The 15,916-nt window shown below is 69.1% G+C and carries 15 protein-coding genes; 10 read left to right on the top strand and 5 right to left on the bottom strand.

Annotated elements, in window-relative coordinates:
• Positions 1 to 134: 134 nt before the first annotated feature.
• From BW981_RS09955 to bla, 3 genes are all read left to right on the top strand, one after another.
• Complete coding sequence (locus tag BW981_RS09955; RefSeq protein WP_076438638.1) at positions 135 to 1,313, top strand: phosphoserine transaminase; 1,179 nt, start codon at positions 135 to 137, stop codon at positions 1,311 to 1,313.
• A gap of 162 nt (positions 1,314 to 1,475) precedes the next feature.
• Positions 1,476 to 3,065 (top strand): phosphoglycerate dehydrogenase, encoded by a 1,590-nt coding sequence (serA, locus tag BW981_RS09950; protein ID WP_076438636.1) that lies wholly within the window; start codon positions 1,476 to 1,478, stop codon positions 3,063 to 3,065.
• A gap of 58 nt (positions 3,066 to 3,123) precedes the next feature.
• Positions 3,124 to 4,119, top strand: a complete 996-nt coding sequence (gene bla, locus BW981_RS09945; protein ID WP_076438634.1) for a class A beta-lactamase — start codon at positions 3,124 to 3,126, stop codon at positions 4,117 to 4,119.
• Here the strand turns inward: bla and BW981_RS09940 are convergent, their stop codons facing one another.
• Positions 4,120 to 5,088, bottom strand: a complete 969-nt coding sequence (locus tag BW981_RS09940) for a DMT family transporter (RefSeq protein ID WP_244560284.1) — start codon at positions 5,086 to 5,088, stop codon at positions 4,120 to 4,122.
• A gap of 66 nt (positions 5,089 to 5,154) precedes the next feature.
• Here BW981_RS09940 and BW981_RS09935 point away from each other — a divergent pair, with 66 nt between their 5' ends.
• Complete coding sequence (locus tag BW981_RS09935; protein ID WP_076438631.1) at positions 5,155 to 6,039, top strand: type 1 glutamine amidotransferase; 885 nt, start codon at positions 5,155 to 5,157, stop codon at positions 6,037 to 6,039.
• A gap of 135 nt (positions 6,040 to 6,174) precedes the next feature.
• Positions 6,175 to 6,576 (top strand): PRC-barrel domain-containing protein, encoded by a 402-nt coding sequence (locus BW981_RS09930; protein WP_076438959.1) that lies wholly within the window; start codon positions 6,175 to 6,177, stop codon positions 6,574 to 6,576.
• Positions 6,577 to 6,681: 105 nt separating this feature from the next.
• Here the strand turns inward: BW981_RS09930 and BW981_RS09925 are convergent, their stop codons facing one another.
• Both BW981_RS09925 and BW981_RS09920 read right to left on the bottom strand, forming a co-directional pair.
• Positions 6,682 to 7,260 (bottom strand): tyrosine phosphatase family protein, encoded by a 579-nt coding sequence (locus tag BW981_RS09925; protein ID WP_076438629.1) that lies wholly within the window; start codon positions 7,258 to 7,260, stop codon positions 6,682 to 6,684.
• 146 nt (positions 7,261 to 7,406) lie between these two features.
• On the bottom strand, positions 7,407 to 8,618 hold the full coding sequence (locus tag BW981_RS09920) for a M20 aminoacylase family protein (RefSeq protein WP_076438626.1): 1,212 nt from the start codon (positions 8,616 to 8,618) through the stop codon (positions 7,407 to 7,409).
• A gap of 333 nt (positions 8,619 to 8,951) precedes the next feature.
• On the opposite strand from BW981_RS09920, the gene BW981_RS09915 reads away from it, so the two are divergent.
• Positions 8,952 to 10,244 carry an adenylosuccinate synthase gene (locus BW981_RS09915; RefSeq protein WP_076438624.1) on the top strand — a complete coding sequence of 431 codons (1,293 nt, stop codon included), beginning with the start codon at positions 8,952 to 8,954 and terminating at the stop codon, positions 10,242 to 10,244.
• A gap of 92 nt (positions 10,245 to 10,336) precedes the next feature.
• The gene (locus BW981_RS09910) at positions 10,337 to 11,572 is read left to right on the top strand and encodes a hypothetical protein (protein ID WP_076438622.1); all 1,236 of its coding nucleotides are present in this window, start codon (positions 10,337 to 10,339) and stop codon (positions 11,570 to 11,572) included.
• A gap of 48 nt (positions 11,573 to 11,620) precedes the next feature.
• On the opposite strand, the gene BW981_RS09905 is transcribed toward BW981_RS09910, so the two are convergent.
• Positions 11,621 to 12,568 (bottom strand): polyprenyl synthetase family protein, encoded by a 948-nt coding sequence (locus BW981_RS09905; RefSeq protein WP_076438620.1) that lies wholly within the window; start codon positions 12,566 to 12,568, stop codon positions 11,621 to 11,623.
• Positions 12,569 to 12,728: 160 nt separating this feature from the next.
• Between BW981_RS09905 and mtgA the strand changes: the two genes are divergently transcribed.
• Positions 12,729 to 13,370, top strand: coding sequence for a monofunctional biosynthetic peptidoglycan transglycosylase (mtgA, locus tag BW981_RS09900; protein ID WP_280174200.1), 642 nt, complete (start codon positions 12,729 to 12,731; stop codon positions 13,368 to 13,370).
• A 149-nt stretch (positions 13,371 to 13,519) separates the two neighbouring features.
• Positions 13,520 to 13,705 (top strand): 50S ribosomal protein L32, encoded by a 186-nt coding sequence (gene rpmF / locus BW981_RS09895; protein WP_076438618.1) that lies wholly within the window; start codon positions 13,520 to 13,522, stop codon positions 13,703 to 13,705.
• 83 nt (positions 13,706 to 13,788) lie between these two features.
• On the opposite strand, the gene BW981_RS09890 is transcribed toward rpmF, so the two are convergent.
• Positions 13,789 to 13,980, bottom strand: coding sequence for a hypothetical protein (locus BW981_RS09890; protein WP_076438616.1), 192 nt, complete (start codon positions 13,978 to 13,980; stop codon positions 13,789 to 13,791).
• A gap of 171 nt (positions 13,981 to 14,151) precedes the next feature.
• Between BW981_RS09890 and BW981_RS09885 the strand changes: the two genes are divergently transcribed.
• On the top strand, positions 14,152 to 15,849 hold the full coding sequence (locus tag BW981_RS09885; protein WP_083712267.1) for a bifunctional diguanylate cyclase/phosphodiesterase: 1,698 nt from the start codon (positions 14,152 to 14,154) through the stop codon (positions 15,847 to 15,849).
• Positions 15,850 to 15,916: the final 67 nt, after the last annotated feature.

Genomic DNA, 15,916 nt, shown 5'->3' with positions numbered 1-15,916 from the left:
TCCCGCCTAGTGCCATGTGATTGTTCGGGTCACAAGAAGCTCCACCTTGACTCCCCCACCCCCTCCGCCTTACCCCCATCGACGGGACACGCCCCCCCAACGGGGCGCGCCCATCTGTAAGGATGGAGACATCGATGGTGAATACCGCTCCGAGCATGCGTCCGCGCGTGCCGAATTTCTCGTCGGGCCCCTGCGCCAAGCGCCCGGGCTGGGCTCTCAAAAATCTCTCTGACGCGCCGCTCGGCCGCTCGCATCGCGCGAAGGTCGGCAAGGACAAGCTTAAAGCCGCGATCGATCTGACGCGCGAGGTGCTGCAGGTCCCGGCCGATTACCGCATCGGCATCGTGCCGGCCTCCGACACCGGCGCCGTCGAGATGGCGCTGTGGTCCATGCTCGGCGCCCGCGGCGTCGACATGCTGAGCTGGGAAAGCTTCGGCGCCGGCTGGGTCACCGATGTCGTCAAGCAGCTCAAGCTGGAAGACGTCCGCACCTTCGATGCCCCCTATGGCGAATTGCCGAACCTGAAGAAGGTCGACACGAAAACCCGCGACGTCGTCTTCACCTGGAACGGCACCACCTCCGGCGTGCGCGTGCCGGATGCCGACTGGATCGCCGAGGACCGCGAGGGGCTGACGATCTGCGACGCCACCTCCGCCGCCTTCGCGCAGAGGCTGGATTGGCCCAAGCTCGATGTCGTCACCTTCTCCTGGCAGAAGGTGCTCGGCGGCGAGGCCGCGCATGGCATGATCGTGCTCTCGCCCCGCGCGGTCGAGCGGCTCCTGACCTACAAGCCGGCCTGGCCGCTGCCGAAGATCTTCCGCATGACGAGCGGCGGCAAGCTGATCGAGGGCATCTTCGTCGGCGAGACGATCAACACCCCCTCCATGCTCGCGGTCGAGGACTATCTCGACGCGCTGCTCTGGGCCAAGAAGGTCGGCGGGCTCGACGGGCTGGTGAAGCGCGCCGACGCCAATGCCCGCGTCGTCGCCAAATTCGTGCGCGAGACCGACGGCATCGACTTCCTCGCGGTGAAGCCGAAGACGCGCTCGAACACCTCGGTCTGCCTGACCTTCACCGACCCGGCTGTCACGGCGCTTTCAGCGGAGGCGCAGGCCGCCTTCGCCAAGCAGGTCGCCTCGATCATCGAGAAGGCCGGCGCCGGCTACGATCTCGGCCACTACCGCGACGCCCCTCCCGGCCTGCGCATCTGGTGCGGCGCGACCGTCCAGTCGCGCGACCTGAAGGCGCTGATGCCGTGGGTGGCCTATGCCTTTGCCGAGGCGAAGGCCGGGCTGGGCAAGAAGGCGGCCTGACACCCTGCGTCATGGTCGGGCTTGACCCGACCATCTCCTCCAAGAAGAGGCGCCGTCCTGCGCCTCCGCGTCCCGAGATGGCCGGGTCAAGCCCGGCCATGACGTGCTGACCCCTGTCCCGCGCAGAGCGCCGACGCGCCGCGCCAGCCGAAAGCCATCCCCATGTCCGCACCAAAAGTCCTGATTTCCGACGCCCTCTCCCCCGCCGCCGTGCAGATCTTCAAGGATCGCGGCATCGAGGTGACCTTCGATCCTGCGCTGGGCAAGGACAAGGACAGGCTCGCCGCGATCATCGGCGAGTATGACGGCCTCGCCATCCGCTCGGCCACCAAGGTCACCGCCAGGCTGCTGGAGGCCGCCAAGAACCTCAAGGTCATCGGCCGCGCCGGCATCGGCGTCGACAATGTCGAGATTCCGGCCGCGACCGCCCGCGGCGTGATCGTGATGAACACGCCCTTCGGCAACTCGATCACCACCGCCGAGCATGCGATCGCGATGATGTTCGCGCTCGCCCGCCAGATCCCGGCGGCCGATGCCTCGACGCAGGCCGGCAAGTGGGAGAAGAACCGCTTCATGGGCGTGGAGATCACGGCCAAGACGCTGGGGCTGATCGGCGCCGGCAATATCGGCTCCATCGTCGCCGAGCGCGCCATCGGCCTCAAGATGCGCGTCATCGCCTACGACCCCTATCTCTCGGCCGAACGCGCCGTGCAGCTCGGCGTCGAGAAGGTCGAGCTCGACGACCTCCTGAAGCGCGCCGACTTCATCACGCTCCACGTCCCGATGACCGAGAAGACGAAGAACATCCTCTCGGCCGAGGCGCTGGCGAAGACGAAGAAGGGCGTGCGCATCGTCAACTGCGCCCGCGGCGGCCTCGTCGACGAGCAGGCGCTGGCGGACCTCATCAGGTCCGGCCATGTCGCGGGCGCCGCCTTCGACGTGTTCTCAGTGGAGCCGGCGGAGAGCAACCCGCTCTTCGGCCTCGACAACGTGGTCTGCACGCCCCATCTCGGCGCCGCGACCAACGAGGCGCAGGAGAACGTCGCCCTGCAGGTCGCCGAGCAGATGAGCGACTACCTGCTCAAGGGCGCGATCACCAACGCGGTCAACTTCCCCTCGATCACCGCCGAGGAAGCCCCGCGGGTGAAGCCCTTCGTGGACCTCGCCGAGAAGCTCGGCTCCTTCCTCGGCCAGCTCACCGAGGCGCCGGTCAAGGGCATCCGCATCGAGTATGAGGGCGCCGTCGCGGGCCTGAACCTGAAGGCGATCTCGGCAGCCGCCATCACCGGCGTGCTCAGGCCCTTCCTGCCCGAGATCAACATGGTCAACTCCGCCATGGTGGCGAAGGAGAAGGGCATCGTCGTCGAGGAGCTGACGCGCGAGATCGCCGGCAATCTGGAAAGCCTGATCCGCATCGTCGTCGATGCGCAGGACATGCCGCGCCACGCCGCCGGCACCGTCTTCCAGGACGGCAAGCCGCGCATCGTCGAGATCCGCGACATCCAGGTCGATGCCGAATTCGCCCCGCACATGCTCTATGTCCGCAACGCCGACAAGCCGGGCTTCATCGGCCAGTTCGGCTCCCTGCTCGGGCAAGCCGGCGTCAATGTCGCGACCTTCGCGCTCGGCCGCGACAAGCCGGGCGGCGACGCGATCTGCTATGTCGCGCTGGACGAGGCGATCTCGGACGAGCTCCTCGACCAGATCCACGAGATCCCGATGGTCAAGCGCGCCCGGCGGCTGAAGTTCTGATCCGCCCACACCGCGCCGCAATCGCAGTCCCCTCTGGCTCCGTCAGAGGGGATTTTTCATGCTTCGCATCGCCGCCGCCGTCGCTCTCGGCCTGCTCGCCACCTCGCCGGCCCTTGCCGACTGGGACAAGGCGGCGCTCGACAAGGGCGTCGCCAAGATCGAGCGGCGGGCGAAAGGGCGGCTCGGCGTCGCGCTGATCGACCTGAAGGACCACAAGCTCTGGTCGTATCGGGGCGCCGAGACCTTCCCGATGCAGAGCGTCTTCAAGCTGCCGCTGGCGGTCGCCGTGCTGCAGCAGGTCGAGGCCGGCAAGCTCAGGCTCGACCAGCCGGTCAGCGTCACCCGCAAGGACCTCTCGCTGTTCCACAGCCCGCTCGCCAGGCAGTTCAAGGGCGAGAGCGCGACCTACCCCGTGCAGGAGCTGATCCGGCTCGCCGCGGGCATGAGCGACAACACCGCCGCCGACCGGCTGATGCGCGAGATCGGCGGGCCGCAGGTGGTCACCGCGATGCTGCGCGCAGGCGGCGTGCAAGGCCTGTCCGTCGACCGCTACGAGCGCCAGTTCCAGCCCGAGATCTACGGGCTCGAGGGTTTCGGCTGGGACGAGCTGGTGGATGAGCAGCGCTTCCGCGCCGAGCTGAGGGCGCTGAAGCCGGACAAGCGCCTCACGGCGCTGGCCGAGGCGCTGAAGGACAAGCGCGACGCCTCGACGCCGGAAGCCAGCGCGCGCTTTCTCGAGGGCTTCGCCGAGGGCAACTGGCTGCGGGACCCGGCGCACACCGCCTTCCTGACCAAGATCATCACCGAGACGCCGATCGGGGCCGACCGCATCAAGGCGGGCCTGCCGGCCGGTTCGACGCTGGCCCATCGCACCGGAGCGGGGCTGACGACGGACGGGATCAACCACGCCACCAACGACATTGGCATCGCCGCTTTGCCGGACGGGCGCCGCTTCGTCATCGCGATCTATCTCGCCGGTTCCCGCGTCGATGCAAACGAGCGGGAGGCCGCGCTGGCGGAGGTGGCCAAGCTGGCGGTGTCGGCGCAGCGCTAGCTATCGCCCCAGCCGCTCGGCGATGAAGATGCCGCCGAGCACGAGCACCAGCGCCACCGCGTGGTAGAGCCCGAAGGGCTCGCCCAGGATCAGGACGGCCAGCAGCGGCGCGAAGACCGGCACGAGATTGACGAAGAGCCCGGCGCGGCCGGGGCCGATCAGCTCGATCGCGCGCATGAAGGTGAGCTGCGAGACGATCGAGGGCATGATCACGGTGAAGGCGAGCACGCCCCAGCCGGTCGCCGTCGGCCAATGGAAGGCGCCGAGCGCGATCTCGGCGGCGAAGAGCGGCAGCGAGAACAGGCAGGCGAAACCCGCCGCCGCCGTGAAGAAGACGAGCGCCGGCACCGCAGGCCGGTTGCGCACGCCGACGGTGTAGCTGGCATAGAACACGCAGGCGAGGATCATCAGCAGGTCGCCCGGCACGAAGCGAAAGCCGGTCAGCACCTCGATATCGCCGCGGCTCGCCGTCACCGCCACGCCCAGCAATGTCACCACGACGCCAAGCGCCTGCATGCCGGTAATCGGAATCCGATAGGCGAAGAAGGCGCCGACCAGCACGATGACCGGGATCGAGCCCTGCAGGATGCCGATATTGATCGCCGAGGTCGAATAGGCGGCGAGATACATCAGCGTGTTGAAGCCGGTGAAGCCGGCGATGCCGAGCAGCGCGATGAACCGCCAGCGCTCCCTGATCTGCGGCCAGTAGGTGACGAGATCGCGCCGGATCAGCAGTGGCATCAGCATGCAGACCGCGACCCAGCGCAGGCTGGTCAGCGCCATCGGCGTGATGTTGCCGACGGCCATCCGGCTGGCGACGGCGTTGCCGCCCCAGATCAGCGTCGTCAGGATCATCAGGAGATAGGCGTTCCCCCATAGCCGCCGGGCCAGGCTCGGCGTCGCCATCGGGTCTGGGTGCACATTGTCGGCCTGTCGCGAGGGCATGTCGTCTGCCATAGCCTTGCGCATGGCGCCTCTCCTATGAGAGTGGGCGCACACCCGCCCGTCGCCCCATGCATCCCTCGGACCTGCACCATGATCGAAACCGTCCGCCGCCCGCTGCGCCTGCTCTTCGTCGACGGGAACACGCGCGAGCAGCGGCAGGCCCATGCGGGCAGCTATGGAGGGCAGAGCCCGGCCGAGTCCTATGCGGCAGAAATCGCGGCCATCACGCCCGATCTCGTCTTCGATATCTGCCTGCCGGCCGATGAAGGCGCGAACCTGCCGGACGGCGCCGGCCTGCAATCCTATGACGGGATCGTGCTGACCGGCTCGGCCCTGCACATCTACCAGCTCGAGCCGGCCGTCACCCGCCAGATCGAGCTGATGCGCGCGATCTATGCCAGCGGCACGCCCTGCTTCGGCTCCTGCTGGGGCATCCAGATGGGCTCTGTCGCGGCCGGCGGCACCGTCATCGCCAATCCCAATGGCCGCGAGGTCGGCTTCGCCCGCCGCATCGCCCGCACCGAGGCCGGCCGTAACCACGCTCTGCTCGCGGGGCGCCCGGCCTGTTACGACGCGCCGGCGATCCATCTCGACACGATCGCGCTGCCGCCGCACGGCACGACCATCCTGGCCTCGAACGCCTACAGCCAGGTCCAGGCCGCCGAGATCCGGCACAATGGCGGCACGTTCTGGGGCGTGCAGTATCACCCGGAATTCCCGCTGCGGCAGGTCGCCTCGATCCTGGGCCGCATGGTCCCTATCCTGATCGCCGAGGGATTCCGCAAGGACGAGCAAGGAGCCCATGCCTGGCTCGAGGACCTGCGCACGCTCGATGCCGACCGTGGCCGGGGCGACCTCGCCTGGGCGCATGGACTCGACCGCGAGGTGCTCGAGGATGAGCGCCGCGTCACCGAGCTGCGCAACTTCATCGAGCATCGCGTCAAGCCGCATGCCAGCACACGCGGCAGGGCTTGAGGCTCCGCCCCATCAGATGTGCATTTGCGAAGGCCGCGCATAGGAGAGAAGAAATGGCTCCCTGAACAGGAACATCGGCTCCGCGGGAACGTTACCCTCTCGGGCTGGGGTTATCTGAACTTGGAGTTTTGCCTGATGCGCACCATGATCATCGCCATTGCGTCTGCCGCTGTTCTTTCGACGGCCGCCTACGCGCAGACCGCGACCACGAGCACGGCGGTGAAGGAAGTCTACGTCACGGCGAAGCCGACCGATGTGCTGAGCAGCAACCTCGAAGACGTCAACGTCATGAACTCCGCCAAGGAGAATATCGGCGAAATCGAGGACGTCGTGATGTCGAACGGCCAGGTGAGCGGATACATCCTCTCGGTCGGCGGCTTCCTCGGCATGGGCGACCATTATGTGGTCGTCTCCCCGGCCGCGCTGAAGGTCACCTATAATGAGAGCGACAAGAAGTGGTCCGCCATGATGGAGACCACGAAGGACGCGCTCAAGGCCGCGCCGGCGTTCAAGTATGAGGGCCGCTGGTCCAAGTGACCAGGCCGAGGGTGTAGCGGCGCGATTCGCTTCCCCTGGTTTACGGAAGGCTCCGCTCCGGCGGAGCCTTTTGCTTGTGCAGGCCGCGCGGCCTGCATTGCCGCCTCACAGGGCCAGCTCGACCTCGCGGCCGCGGCCGAGTTCGCTCATCCAGGTCCGGTACTTGGGCTGCACCTCGAGCTGCCGCGCGTAATGCCGGCGCAGCGCCTCGGTGAGCCGACCCTTGCGCCCAAGCTGCTCGTCGGCGAAGCCGACCATCACCGAATTGGGCCAGGCCTGCGGGCGGATCTCGCGCAGCCGCGCGAACAGCCCGTCCTCATGCTCGTCAGGGTCCGCCTGCGCCATCAGCGCCAGCATCGCCGCCGTCGAGCGCGAGATGCCCATATGGCAATGCACCAGCAGATGGCCGCTCGCACGCCCCGTCGCCGTCTCGCGCAAATCTGCGCCGAAGCGCAGGATCTCGCCGACATGCTCCGGCGCCGGCATCACCTGGCCCGGCCGCGGGTCGATGATGTCGTGGAAGCGCAGCGTGACGCGGTGATGGGCGCCATAGCTGCCGAAGGCTTCGATCTCCGGCCGGTCCGGATCGAGCACCGAGAGCACATGCGTCACCTCGCGGGCGCTGTTGTCCGGCAATTCGTCGATGCCGCAGATCGTCAGCGTCGAGATGGCGAGGGTTTTCATCGTATGTGTCCCATGGCGAAGAGAGCGGTCATTCCCGGGCGCGGCGAAGCGAAGACCCGGGTTCCATGCCGGAGCGGTTCAGGCATGAATCCCGGCTCTCCCTTCGGTCGCCCGGGATGACAAGCGTTCCCTCAAGAGGCGCGAGGTTACTCCGCGGCCATCGCCTGCCAGTCCTGGCCGAGCTCCTGGTCGACGAGGCCGACCCAGTAGCGCACGCCGGCCGGGATGATCGCGTCATTGAAGTCGTAGAGTGGCGTATGCAGGCCGGTGAAGGAGCCGTCCGGATTGACGCCGTTGCCGATCCGCATGAAGGCGCCGGGGCGCACCAGCATCATCTCGGCGAAATCCTCGCCGCCCGTGCCGGGCCGAAGCTGGCCGTTGACGTGCTCGGCCCCCGCTGCCTGCGTGGCCGCCGCGACCGCGACCCTGACCTGCTCGGCCTCGTTCACCAGCGGGCTGGTGCCGCGATGGTAATAGGGCTCCGCCTGGCAGCCCCAGGCCTGCGCCGTCGCCAGGGCCAGTTCGGCGATGCGGCGCTCGACCGTGTCGCGCACCTCCTGCGAATAGGTGCGCGCCGTGCCGCCGATGACCAGCTCCGAGGGGATGACGTTGGAGGCGGCGACATCACCGCCATGGATGTAGCCGACGCTGATCACGGCGGTGTCGAGCGGGGCGACGTTGCGACCGACGATGCCCTGCAGCCCGAGCACGAAATGCGCCTGCGCATAGGTGATGTCGGTCGAGCGATGCGGCTGCGAGCCGCCATGGCCGCCGACGCCGCGGAAAGTCACCTTCCAGCTATCGGCCGCTGCCAGGAACGGCCCGACCGTGGTGCCGAAGCTGCCGGTCGGCATGCCGGGCGTGTTGTGCAGGCCGTAGATCGCATCGCAGGGGAAGCGCTCGAAGAGGCCGTCGGCCAGCATGGCGTTGGCGCCGCCGCGGCCTTCCTCGGCCGGCTGGAAGATCAGGTTGACCGTTCCGGCGAAGTCGCGGTTCTCGGCGAGGTAGCGCGCCGCGGCCAGCAGCATGGTGGTGTGGCCGTCATGGCCGCAGGCATGCATCCGGCCGGGATTCTTCGACGAATAGGGCAGGTTCGTCGTCTCCTCCAGCGCCAGGCAGTCCATGTCGGCGCGCAGGCCGATCGCCCGCGTCCCCGGCTGCTTGCCGCGGATTACCCCGACGACGCCGGTCTGGCCGACATTCTCGGTGACCTCGACGCCCCATTCCCGCAGCTTCTCCGCGACCAGCTTCGCGGTGCGCACCTCCTCCAGCCCCAGCTCCGGATGGGCATGGATGTCGCGGCGGATGGCGGTGAAGGCGGCGTGGTGCTGGTCGAGCCAGGAATCGAGCTTGGTCATGATGGCGATAGGTCCCCTTGCGCCTCGGGCTGAGGCCCGTGCGACCCTAGCCTTTATCCTCGATTGTGGCAGGATTCCCGCGCGCATCCTGCAGGGCGGCCATGCCGGAAGCTCTCCGCAAGCTCCCCGCGCCCGCGGGGGACCCGCCGCGAGGCCGGCCGGGCGGCGGACGGGAGCGTCGCTTTTCGCCAGCGAAACTTGACCTTCCGCCCGCATTGGCCCAAGAGGGCTTGCAAGGACCTGCCCCGAAACCCCGGCCTTGCGCCGGGGTTTTGCGTTTGCGCGGGCCGCTTGCACGGCAATGCGGTTGTAAACAGCAGGGACACCTCGCTCATGGCGAATGTGGTTGTGGTCGGCGCCCAGTGGGGCGACGAGGGCAAGGGCAAGATCGTCGACTGGCTCTCCAGCCAGGCCGATGTCGTGGTGCGGTTCCAGGGCGGGCACAATGCCGGCCACACGCTGGTCATCGACGGCAATGTCTACAAGCTCTCGCTGCTGCCCTCGGGCATCGTGCGGCCGGGCAAGCTCTCGGTCATCGGCAATGGCGTCGTCGTCGATCCTTGGCATCTCGTCGAGGAGATCGCCAAGCTGCGCGGCCAGGGCGTCGCGATCACCCCGGACAATCTGCGCATCGCCGACAATGCGACGCTGATCCTGCCGCTGCACCGCGAGCTGGACCATTTCCGCGAGACCGCCAATGCCGGCATGAAGATCGGCACCACCAAGCGCGGCATCGGCCCGGCCTATGAGGACAAGGTCGGCCGCCGCGCCATCCGCGTCGTCGACCTGAAGGACGAGGCGCTGCTCGAGGCCAAGATCGAGCGCCTGCTGGCCCACCACAACGCCTTGCGCCGCGGCCTCGGCATCGCCGAGGTGGACGGGGCCGAGCTGCTCGGCCAGCTCAAGGCGATCGCGCCCGAGATCCTGCCCTTCGCCGACACCGTCTGGGCCCTGCTCGATGCGCAGCGCCGCGCCGGCAAGCGCATCCTGTTCGAGGGTGCGCAGGGCGCGCTGCTCGACGTCGACCATGGCACCTATCCCTTCGTCACCTCCTCCAACATCGTCGCCGGCCAGGCCGCCACCGGCTCGGGCCTCGGTCCCTCCGCCGTCGGCTATGTGCTGGGCATCGCCAAGGCCTACACCACCCGCGTCGGCGAGGGTCCGTTCCCGACCGAGCTTTTCGACGAGATCGGCGAGCTGATCGGCCAGAAGGGCAAGGAATTCGGCGTCGTCACCGGGCGCAAGCGCCGCTGCGGCTGGTTCGACGCCTGCCTGGTCCGCCAGACCGTCAAGACCTCCGGCATCGACGGCATCGCGCTGACCAAGCTCGACATCCTCGACGGCTTCGAGGAGATCAAGGTCTGCGTCGGCTACAGGCTGGACGGGCAGGTCATCGAGCATCTGCCGGCCGGCCAGAGCGACCAGGCCCGCGTCGAGCCCGTCTACGAGACGATCGAGGGCTGGGAGGGCTCGACTGCAAATGCCCGCTCCTGGGCCGAGCTGCCCGCGCAGGCGATCAAATATGTCCGCCGCATCGAGGAGCTGATCGGCGCGACCGTCGCCGTGCTGTCGACCAGTCCGGAGCGCGACGATACCATCCTGGTGCACAACCCCTTCGAGGGCTGAGCCTGCCTTGCGAAGGCCACCTTGCCTCCGCAAGACCTGAACGCTGCTCTTGAAGGGTTGACGCACCCTCCCCCACGGGACAAGTGAGGCCAATGGCCGACTTCTATCCGATCCTGTCGCGCGCCGTCGCGGGGCTCTCCGACAACTCCCCGGAGGCGCGCCGTGCGCTCTACGAGCGGGCGAAGACGGCGCTGGTCTCCCAGTTGCGCGGGCTCGACCCGCCGCTGGGCGAGGCCGAGATCATGCGCGAGCGGCTGTCGCTGGACGAGGCCGTCGCCCGCATCGAGGCCGATTACGACGAGGCTCCTGCGCCCCAGCCGGCGGCGAGCGGGCCGGTGATCCGCCCGGTGGAGCCGCCCCCGGCCTCCGCCCCCCCGTCCGAGACGCGCCGCCAGCCCGATTTCGCGCCGCTGCCGGCCACGGGTCCCGGCGAGGATGAGCCGCTGCCCGAGCCGATGGAGCCCCAGCCGGTCCGGCCGCGGGTCATGCCGCCGCGCGAGCCGCGGGTGAAGCCCGGCCATATCCGCACGGTGGTGGTCGGCGGCATCGTTGCCATCGCCGTCGCCGCCATCGCCGGCACCGCGATCTATGTCCACAAGCTGCGCCCGCAGGAGGGCCCGCGCCCGGCGGCCCAGAGCGCTCAGAACCAGCCGGCCCAGCCTGAAGGCAACGGCAAGATCGGCGACCGCATCGGCGGCGACCAGGCAGGCGGTCGCCAGAACCGGCCGGCCGGCAATGCGGGCGGCACGCCCGGCACGCCGGTGCCGCAGCCCGGCGGCGAGGTCGCGGTCGCCCAGCGCGCCATCCTCTACATCGAATCGCCGGAGAACCCGCAGCAGCCGCGCACGGTCCAGGGCCGCGTCTTCTGGCGCCTCGACAGCGAGAGCGTCGGCCAGGGCCGCCCGGTCGAGACCATCGTGCGCGCCAGTGTCGAGATCGCCGAATTCGGCCTGAGCCTCGATTTCACCATCCGCCGCAACACCGATCCGGCCTTTCCCGCCTCGCACATTATCGGCATGCGCTTCACCAGCACGGTCGATCCGGCAGCGCAGGGCATCAAGGAAGTCGGCGTGCCGCAGTTCAAGACCGAGGAAGGCGAGCGTGGCGCCCCGCTCTCGGCGATCAACTCGGCCCTCGGCGACGGGCTGTTCGTGGCGGCCATGTCGAACGTGCCGGTCGAAGTCGAGCGCAACACCGACCTCATCCTCAACCGCAGCTGGATCGACATCCCGATCCTGCTCGCCTCGGGCCGCCGCGGCATCATCACCTTCGAGAAGGGCGTCTCCGGCGGCCAGACGCTGGCCGACGCCTTCGGCCGCTGGCAGTAGGGCCGAGGCGCGAAAGTGAAGTCGGGATAGCGCGGGGACCCAGACGCCTCAGCTCTTGCGCTCGGCCGCGAACCGCGCCGCGGCCCGCAGCATGTCCGCCGCCGGGCCGAAGCCTGACAACGCCTCCACGGCCTCGGCGCTCAGCCGGTCGCGCTCGCGCTTGGCGCCGGCGAGCCCCAGCGCACCGATCAGCGTCGCCTTCCCCTTGTCCTCGTCCTTGGCCGTCGCCTTGCCCAGCTGGGCGGCGTCGGCCTCGACATCGAGGATGTCGTCGGCCACCTGGAAGGTCGCGCCCAGGGCTCGCCCATAGGCGGTGAGCGCCGCGAGCGCAGCCTTGTCGGCCTCGCCCAGCCGCGCGCCGATCTCGACGCTCGCTGCCAGCAGCGCACCGGTCTTCATCGCCTGCAACCGCCTGATCTCGGTCTCTCCGAGCTCTTGACGGAGCGCATCGAAGCGCCCTTCCGCCGCAAGATCGAGCATCTGCCCGCCGACCATGCCGCCCGGCCCCGCGGCACGCGCAAGACAGCGCACCAGCGCAGCCCGGATGTCGCCGGAGGGATGCGTGGCCGGATCGGCCAGCACGTCGAAGGCGAGCGTCAGCAGCGCGTCCCCTGCAAGGATGGCAGTGGCCTCGTCATAGGCCCTGTGCACGGTGGGGCGGCCGCGGCGCAGGTCGTCATCATCCATCGCGGGCAGGTCGTCATGCACCAGCGAATAGCAATGCAGCAGCTCGACCGCGGCGCCCGCCCGCAAGGCGCCATCCCCGGCAGCGCCCAGGAGCCGCGCCGTCTCCACCGTCAGGAAGGGCCTCAGCCGCTTGCCGCCGGCCAGCGCGCCATGGCGCATCGCCGCCAGCAGCCGCTCCGGCCGGGCGATCTCGCCCTCGGCCGGCACGCTCTCCAGCAGCGTCTCGAGCAGCCGCTCGATCGCGCCGGCGGTCTGCGCCAGCCTGGCCTCGAGCTCGCCCTCGCGGGCTGCGGTCGGAACGGAACTCATGCGGCCTGCCTCGCGTTCGCTGCCGGGGGGCCTTGCCGGAGGCAAGCCGCATCGTCAAGGTGCGCGCCCATGACGGGCCAGCGCAGGAGGCGGCTTGAGCGTGACGGCCGAAGCGCGAGGAAGACGACGTGGCCTGCTGCGCCGGGCGGTCGATTGGACGTTGCGCCTCGTCGTCGGCGGGCTGCTGATCCTCATCGCGGCTCTCATCCTCTACATGGCCGTGCCCGTGCCCTCGACGCTGATGCTCGGGCGCTGGCTGACCTTCCAGCCGGTCGACCGGACATGGGTCTCCCTCGACAGGATCTCGCCCAATCTCATCCGCGCGGTCATCGCCTCCGAGGACCAGCGTTATTGCAGCCATCGCGGCGTCGACTGGGTCGAGCTCAACGCGGTGATGGAGGATGAGGACGGACCGAGCCGCGGCGCCTCGACGCTTACCATGCAGACGGCCAAGAACGTCTTCCTCTGGCCCGGCCGGAGCTATCTCCGCAAGGGCCTGGAAATCCCGCTCGCGACGGCGATCGATTTCGTCTGGGGCAAGAGGCGCGTCATCGAGGTCTATCTCAACGTTGCCGAATGGGGCGACGGCCTCTATGGGGCGGAAGCGGCGGCCCAGCGCTATTTCGGCAAGCCGGCGGCGCGGCTGACGCCGGCCGAGGCGGCGCGGCTCGCGGGTGCCCTGCCGAATCCCATCCTGCGCAACCCGGCCCGTCCGAGCCGGGCGCTGCAGACGGCTTCGGGCCGGGTTCAGCGGCGCCTGGCGCAGCTCGGCGCGCTCGGGGACTGCGCCCTGCCCGGCTGAGGCGCGCCACCCGCAAGAAATTGGCGATCCGCTCTAGCCATCCCGGCGCCGAGCGTGTAAGGGCATCGCCTCACGAGATTGATCCGTCGCCGTGGCGGAGGCGTGGCTTTGAAGCCGCGTATCCTGACGGCGGCACGATGGAGAGTACAATGGCCGTTCCGAAGAAGAAGACGTCGCCGTCGAAGCGCGGCATGCGCCGCTCGGCCGACGCGCTGAAGCAGCCCACCTATATCGAGGACAAGAACTCCGGCGAGCTGCGCCGCCCGCACCATGTCGACCTGAAGAGCGGCATGTATCGTGGCCGCCAGGTGCTGAAGGTCAAGGCCGAGGCCTGATCCTCGACGGATCGGCGCAAGCCCCGAGACGAACGAACCGGCCGCGAGGCCGGTTTTTCTTTGTCTGTGATGGGCGCGCCGTCTCAGCGCCCGCCTGCGCGCCGCAAGAGCTGCGCAGCGGCCCGGTAGCGCAGGGCCGCCGCCTGCGCGGTTCCCTCACCCCGCAGCGCAAAGCTGCCGATGCCCGCCTGTGCCGCCGCCGCCTGCAGCAGGACAAGCGAGGGGGCGCTGTCGGCATGGCGCCCGGTTCGGCCGTCCTCCCTTGCCTCAAACATGTCCCACTCCGGCACAAATGCGCTTTTGAGTGATTCTCCTTGCAAGCGCCTCGCCACGTTAACGGGCCGTTAAGCAAAATGCTCCCATCTTCGATGCACCCCGCAAACCCGGACAGTGCGGGATGGCACCAGGACGGTGCGGCACGCGCTGTCTGATCGAGGCCGCTCGCGATGCCCTCCCCGTCGCTCTTCACCTTCGGCAACGGCAGCGCGATCGACCCGCGCGGCTTGCTGTCCTCGATCGGTGAGGTGGTCTATTCCTGGGAGATCCAGGGCGACGCGCTGAGCTGGGGCCCCAACGCCGCCACGGTCCTCGGCCGCCTGCCCGAGAAGGCGATGAAGCGCGGCATCGGCTTTGCCGCGCTCGTCGAGCCCGGCAGCGGCCCCAGCCGCTATGACGCGATCTTCGGCTCCAGCGAGCACGACCAGGGCGAGGGCGTCGTCTATCGCACGCGCTACGCGGTCGATCTCGCCGGCCGCAAGATGTGGGTGGAGGATACCGGCCGCTGGTTCGCCGGCAGCGACGGCCGCCCGGCCTGTGCCCGCGGCGTGCTGCGCCTGGAACGGGCCGCCCGCGCCGAGGAACTGGTCGTCTCCGGCCCCGACCTCTGCGATCGCCCGGCCCTGGTCGAGCAGATCCATGCCGCCCTGCAGGAGCAGTTGCCGCAGGAGCGCAGCGTCGTGATTCTCGTCGCCGCGATCGACGAACTCGCCCGCCTCAATGACGATTTCGGCCATGAGGCGACCGACGAGATCATCGCCACGGTGCATGAGCGGCTGCGCTCGGTGACGCGCCGGCGCGATCATCTGGTCCGCTATGCCGGCAACAGCTTCGCGATCCTGCTCTCCGGCTGCCCGCGCGACCAGATCGACGCCGCGGCCAAGCGCTTCATCAAGGTCGTGGCCGAATCGGCGATCGAGACCGGCCGCGGCATCGCCCTGGTGCGGCTGCGCGTCGGCGCCGCCATCGCCCCCGAACTGACGAACCATGCCGGCCAGCTGCTGACCGCCGCCGAAGGCGCCCTCGCCGAGGCGCGCGCGGGCGCGGTGGACGATGCCGTGCTCGCAAAGCCGAGGCGGCGCAGCAACGACAAGGTCGAACGCGTCAATCTCGACGTGCAGGCGATCGCGGCGCTGAACGAGCGGCGCGTCCGCCTCGCCCTCCAGCCGATCGTCAGCGCCGTCTCTCGCGAAACGGCCTTCCATGAGGCCCTGCTGCGCGTCGGCCAGCCCGAATCGGGCCTGTACTTCGCCTCGGCCGAGCTCATCCCGCTGCTGGAACGGCGCGGGCTGGTGCGGCTGTTCGATCACCGCGTGCTGGAGCTTGCGCTCGAGCGGCTGATGGCGGACCCCGACCTGTCGCTGTCGGTCAACGTCTCGCCGCGCTCGCTCGGCGATCCGGAATGGATCGATGCCTTCCTCGCCTGCACGGGAGCAGCCCCGGCCGCGGCACGACGCCTCATCGTGGAGGTGACCGAGACCGCCACGATCGAGCACCCGGCCCGGGTGGCCAAGCTTCTCGGGCGCATCAAGAGCCATGGCTGCCGCATCGCGATCGATGATTTCGGCGCCGGCCACACCTCGCTGAAGCACCTGCGCGCCTTTCCGATCGACCTGCTCAAGATCGACGGGGCCTTCACCCAGAATCTGCGTCGCTCGACCGACGACCGCTTCTATGTGCGCACGCTGATCGACCTTGCCGGCCATCTCGGCGTCGAGACGGTGGCGGAATGGGTCGATGACGAGTGGCAGGCGACGATGCTGCGCGACTGGGGCGTGACCTATCTGCAGGGCCACCTCGTCGGCCGGGCCGAACTCGGCCCTCCTGTCGAGGCATCCCCGCTGCCGCTGCAGCGGGCCGCAGGCTGACGCCGTCAGCCCCGTCTGCCTCACTCGCCCGAAGTGCTGCGGCGCAGCGTGGCTCGCGGCTCCTTAG

Origin of the sequence: Allobosea sp. TND4EK4 (assembly GCF_900156025.1) — a bacterium.
Lineage (GTDB): Bacteria > Pseudomonadota > Alphaproteobacteria > Rhizobiales > Beijerinckiaceae > Allobosea.
This window is presented reverse-complemented; position numbering and strand designations above follow the sequence as displayed.

What these genes read in the sequence shown, in the direction of transcription:
- BW981_RS09955 (WP_076438638.1), top strand. Translation starts at nt 135, where the DNA reads ATGGTGAATACCGCTCCGAGCATGCGTCCGCGCGTGCCGAATTTCTCG.
- serA (WP_076438636.1), top strand. Translation starts at nt 1,476, where the DNA reads ATGTCCGCACCAAAAGTCCTGATTTCCGACGCCCTCTCCCCCGCCGCC.
- bla (WP_076438634.1), top strand. Translation starts at nt 3,124, where the DNA reads ATGCTTCGCATCGCCGCCGCCGTCGCTCTCGGCCTGCTCGCCACCTCG.
- BW981_RS09940 (WP_244560284.1), bottom strand. Translation starts at nt 5,088, where the DNA reads ATGCGCAAGGCTATGGCAGACGACATGCCCTCGCGACAGGCCGACAAT.
- BW981_RS09935 (WP_076438631.1), top strand. Translation starts at nt 5,155, where the DNA reads ATGATCGAAACCGTCCGCCGCCCGCTGCGCCTGCTCTTCGTCGACGGG.
- BW981_RS09930 (WP_076438959.1), top strand. Translation starts at nt 6,175, where the DNA reads ATGCGCACCATGATCATCGCCATTGCGTCTGCCGCTGTTCTTTCGACG.
- BW981_RS09925 (WP_076438629.1), bottom strand. Translation starts at nt 7,260, where the DNA reads ATGAAAACCCTCGCCATCTCGACGCTGACGATCTGCGGCATCGACGAA.
- BW981_RS09920 (WP_076438626.1), bottom strand. Translation starts at nt 8,618, where the DNA reads ATGACCAAGCTCGATTCCTGGCTCGACCAGCACCACGCCGCCTTCACC.
- BW981_RS09915 (WP_076438624.1), top strand. Translation starts at nt 8,952, where the DNA reads ATGGCGAATGTGGTTGTGGTCGGCGCCCAGTGGGGCGACGAGGGCAAG.
- BW981_RS09910 (WP_076438622.1), top strand. Translation starts at nt 10,337, where the DNA reads ATGGCCGACTTCTATCCGATCCTGTCGCGCGCCGTCGCGGGGCTCTCC.
- BW981_RS09905 (WP_076438620.1), bottom strand. Translation starts at nt 12,568, where the DNA reads ATGAGTTCCGTTCCGACCGCAGCCCGCGAGGGCGAGCTCGAGGCCAGG.
- rpmF (WP_076438618.1), top strand. Translation starts at nt 13,520, where the DNA reads ATGGCCGTTCCGAAGAAGAAGACGTCGCCGTCGAAGCGCGGCATGCGC.
- BW981_RS09890 (WP_076438616.1), bottom strand. Translation starts at nt 13,980, where the DNA reads ATGTTTGAGGCAAGGGAGGACGGCCGAACCGGGCGCCATGCCGACAGC.
- BW981_RS09885 (WP_083712267.1), top strand. Translation starts at nt 14,152, where the DNA reads ATGCCCTCCCCGTCGCTCTTCACCTTCGGCAACGGCAGCGCGATCGAC.